5 protein-coding genes are annotated in these 4,261 nt (G+C 40.6%); 4 read left to right on the forward strand and 1 reads right to left on the reverse strand.

What is annotated here, in order from left to right:
* Positions 1 to 1,245, forward strand: a 1,245-nt coding sequence (gene rny, locus K8F54_RS12270) for a ribonuclease Y (protein WP_290791380.1), incomplete at its 5' end; no start/stop codon positions are given.
* Between the two features lie 7 nt (positions 1,246 to 1,252).
* Here the strand turns inward: rny and xerD are convergent.
* A complete protein-coding gene (gene xerD, locus K8F54_RS12275; protein ID WP_290791382.1) occupies positions 1,253 to 2,149 on the reverse strand; it encodes a site-specific tyrosine recombinase XerD in 897 nt (298 codons plus the stop codon).
* A 108-nt stretch (positions 2,150 to 2,257) separates the two neighbouring features.
* Between xerD and K8F54_RS12280 the strand changes: the two genes are divergently transcribed.
* From K8F54_RS12280 to K8F54_RS12290, 3 genes are all read left to right on the forward strand, one after another.
* Positions 2,258 to 2,803 carry a porin family protein gene (locus K8F54_RS12280; RefSeq protein ID WP_290791384.1) on the forward strand — a complete coding sequence of 182 codons (546 nt, stop codon included), beginning with the start codon at positions 2,258 to 2,260 and terminating at the stop codon, positions 2,801 to 2,803.
* Positions 2,804 to 2,968: 165 nt separating this feature from the next.
* Positions 2,969 to 3,511 carry a hypothetical protein gene (locus tag K8F54_RS12285; RefSeq protein ID WP_290791386.1) on the forward strand — a complete coding sequence of 181 codons (543 nt, stop codon included), beginning with the start codon at positions 2,969 to 2,971 and terminating at the stop codon, positions 3,509 to 3,511.
* 66 nt (positions 3,512 to 3,577) lie between these two features.
* Positions 3,578 to 4,144 carry a porin family protein gene (locus tag K8F54_RS12290; RefSeq protein ID WP_290791388.1) on the forward strand — a complete coding sequence of 189 codons (567 nt, stop codon included), beginning with the start codon at positions 3,578 to 3,580 and terminating at the stop codon, positions 4,142 to 4,144.
* Positions 4,145 to 4,261: the final 117 nt, after the last annotated feature.

Here is a 4,261-nt window from a genome sequence, read left to right on the forward strand (position 1 = left end):
AGATTGAATGCCGAATTAGAATCTAAAGAAAAGGACTATTTAGAAAAAATAGCTTTCTTGGACAAGAAACAAAGTGACGTAGAGAAGCTACACCGCAGTCAGATAGAGCAGCTAGAAGTGATTTCCAGCCTTTCTGCCGAAGACGCCAAAACACAACTCATAGAAAATCTTAAAGAAGAGGCCAAAACCGGAGCGATGGCGTACATACAATCTTCTATGGAAGAAGCCAAAATGACAGCGCAGCAGGAGGCGAAGAAGATCATAATCAACACCATACAGCGAATAGGTACCGAAGAAGCCGTTGAAAATTGTGTTTCGGTGTTTAATTTGGAGAGCGATGACGTGAAAGGTAGGATCATTGGCCGTGAAGGGCGTAATATTCGTGCGATTGAAGCTGCGACGGGTGTAGAGATCATTGTAGACGACACCCCGGAAGCAATCATTCTTTCTTGTTTCGATTCAGTGAGACGTGAGGTGGCGCGTTTGTCCTTGCACAAATTGGTGACCGATGGACGTATTCACCCGGCACGTATTGAAGAAATAGTTCAGAAGACAACAAAACAAATTGAAGAGGAAATCATTGAGGTTGGAAAGCGAACCGTGATCGATCTTGGGATCCACGGATTGCATCCCGAACTGATAAAAGCCGTTGGTAGAATGAAGTATCGTTCGTCGTATGGACAAAACCTGTTGCAACACTCACGGGAAGTCGCTAAATTATGTGGCGTGATGGCATCCGAATTAGGTCTGAACCCCAAATTGGCGAAACGCGCCGGACTTTTACACGATATAGGAAAAGTGCCCGAAACCGAAACCGAAGTGCCTCATGCCATCCTTGGGATGCAATGGGCCGAAAAATTCGGTGAAAAACCCGAAGTGTGTAACGCTATTGGAGCCCACCACGATGAAATTGAAATGACCAACTTGTTATCGCCAATTGTTCAGGTTTGTGACGCGATTAGCGGTGCGAGACCGGGAGCAAGACGACAGGTGTTAGATTCGTATATCCAGCGTCTAAAAGATCTTGAGGATATAGCCTTTGGATTTGGAGGCGTGAACAAGGCCTATGCCATACAGGCGGGACGTGAATTACGCGTGATGGTAGAAAGCGAAAAGGTGAGCGATGAAAAGGCGGCGCAGTTATCTTTTGAGATTTCCCAGAAGATCCAAACCGATATGACCTATCCCGGACAGGTAAAAGTGACGGTAATCCGCGAAACGCGAGCTGTTAATATCGCCAAATAGTTCAAACCTATTTTCTTGGATGAAAAGTATTCATCACATCCGTAAGATGTCTCTTGTCTATATGGGTGTATACTTCTGTGGTTGTTATACTTTCATGGCCTAACATCTGCTGAATGGCTCTTAAATCGGCGCCATTTTCCAATAAATGCGTAGCGAAGGAATGTCGAAACGTATGCGGACTAATCGTTTTGTGGATGCCTGCAAGTTCACCTAATTGTTTTACAATAGTAAAGATCATAGCCCGTGTAAGCGGTTTTCCTCTGCGATTTAGAAAAAGGGTGTCCTTGGCCATTGGATGAATTGTGAGATGCAACCGTACTTCGTTTCTATACAGTTCAATATACTTAATGGTGGTAGGCCCTATGGGTACAAAACGCTGTTTATCACCTTTCCCCGTTACTTTTATAAAACCTTCGTCAAAGAACAGATCGGATATGTGGAGGTGGATTAATTCTGAAACCCGCAAACCACAGCCATAAAGCGTTTCTAGGATAGCACGGTTTCGTTCTCCTTGGGGTTTACTAAGATCAATAGCCGAAATTAAGGCATCAATTTCTGAAGTTGATAGGGTATCGGGGAGTTTTCGTCCAATTTTCGGACTTTCAATCAATTCTAACGGATTGGTTTTTCGATATTCTTCAAAGATCAGGTAATTAAAAAATCCGCGTAAGCCCGAAATGATACGACTTTGAGATCTGGGATTTACTTCTTTGGCAATGGTATAGATGAATTGCTGCAGGGTTTCTTCAGAAATAGATATAGGAGAAGCGGTGATTTCATTTTCTTCCAACCATCTCACTAATTTCTTGATATCCAGAGCGTAATTTACCACCGAATTTTCGGAAAGCCCTCGTTCTATACGAAGATAACTTTTATAGTCGGTTAGGGCTTGTTGCCATTTCATGGATTTTGGGCTTTTCCAGATTCAGAAACAAAAATACGGTTAAAAAATATTTATTCCAGTTCTTCGTTTTAACCTATATTTATTGAATATTTAACCTAAAACAAGTGTATGAAAAAATTGATTTTAATTTTAGTTGCAACCTTTACCGTTACCGCTGTTTCGGCCCAAGACCTCGATTTGGGTATAAAGGCGGGAGCAAATTTTGCCAATATAACCGATGCATCCGGACTTTCAAACAAAACCGGTTTTGTCGTTGGTGTTTTTGCCGGTGCAAAGTTTGGCGACAAAATAGGAATTCAAGGCGACTTATTGTATTCGCAGCAAGGAGCTGAGTTTGATGGTGGATCGATCGATTTGAATTATGTGAATGTTCCGGTAGTTTTAAAATACTATGTTACTGAAAACTTTAATTTACAGGCCGGACCGCAATTTGGCTTTGTGGTTGACGATAATTTTAAAAACCTTCCCGGTGAAATTATAGGTAATGCAAAGGCTGAATCATTCGATCTTACAGGCGTTGCCGGTGTTGCTTACGATTTTCCGTTTGGAATACGTCTAAGTGGTCGTTATAATTTTGGATTGACCGATATAATGAAGTCGGACTCAGGAAAAAATAGCGTAATTACACTAGCTGTTGGGTATTCCTTTCTGTAATAATTTATACTCAATACAAATTAACGAGCCGTAATAAGAAATTGTTACGGCTTTTTATTGAAAATCAGGTTGTTAATAAGCTGTTAGTAAATAGGGCAAGTGCCCTATATACGTGGTATGGTTTATTTTATTAGCTTTATCTAGTTAACTAAACACACTTAAATTATGAAAAAACTACTTTTTATGGCTGCATTAGCAGTTTTTGGATTGTCTTCCAACAGTTACGCTCAAGGCGATGACAGTGGTGGGGGACAAACAGATCAAGGAAGTTGGCTTATTGAAGCTAACACAGGTTTTGGTGAAGCTGCCGGTGGCGGTACAGGAATCTATTTAAGATCGATCGACGGCACCACTGCCTGGAATATCGGTTTTGATGCTGGGTATTTTATAATAGATGACCTAGCATTAAAAGGAGGACTTGGTTATGGAGATAGTGGTCAAGATGGTGTAGACGGAATGTTTGGCTGGAAATTTGGAGCCAAATATTACATTATAGGGATGATTCCTGTTGGAGCAGATGTGAATGGTGCTTCAGGGAATGGTTTTTCACCGATGTGGGTTGGAATTCAAGCCGGATATGCTTGGTTCATTACAGACTCTGTCAGTGTTGAGCCGGGATTACGCTATGGATTAGGCATGAATGAAGACGCAGGTGACGGAGATTTCAATCAGTTTAGTTTTAATGTTGGTTTTGCCATACATTTATAAGAGAACTGAACATTTTTAATAATTTAAGCGGGGGTGAAAGCTTCCGCTTTTTAATTCAAGAATTTCATGATGAAAAAATTACTCTTATTGTTTGCTTTTATAGGAATTGGACTGACCACTATTAATGCACAGGATATTAGCTTCGGTGTAAAAGCCGGACCCAACATTGCTAATCTTACAGGCTATGATGTATACAGCGTATCGGGACGTATTAGTTATCACCTGGGAGCAGTGGTTAATGTTGAATTTTCGGATATTATTGCCTTGCAACCGGAATTAGTATATTCTTCACAAGGTTACAAGGCTGAAGATTCGGGAATTGATGTCAAAGGGGTGCTTGATTATGTAAATATTCCAATTATGGTTGATTTCACTTTAACTGAGGGATTCAGCCTGCAGGGGGGACCCCAAGTAGGTATTAACGTAAGCGCTAAAGAAAAAGAAGATGGTGAAAGCGTAGATATTGAAAATGTTGAGACACTGGATCTTGCAGTGGCAGGAGGTATTCAATATAAATTACCTGTGGGGCTGTTCTTTCAAGCCAGATATACAGCAGGAATTCTTAAAGTGGTAAAGGATGTTGATGTCAAAAACTCAGTAATAAGCGCATCGGTTGGATGGTTCTTTAATTAAGATTGAATACTAAAGATATTCGAGCCGAAACTGATATTTTCTTTTTTATGAATTAAATTATTGCTATACAGAGACATGCCGTTTTTTTTTATACATTTACGTGTCTAACAAAACACT

It is taken from the genome of Altibacter sp. (genome assembly GCF_019913785.1).
Taxonomy (GTDB): Bacteria; Bacteroidota; Bacteroidia; order Flavobacteriales; family Flavobacteriaceae; genus Altibacter.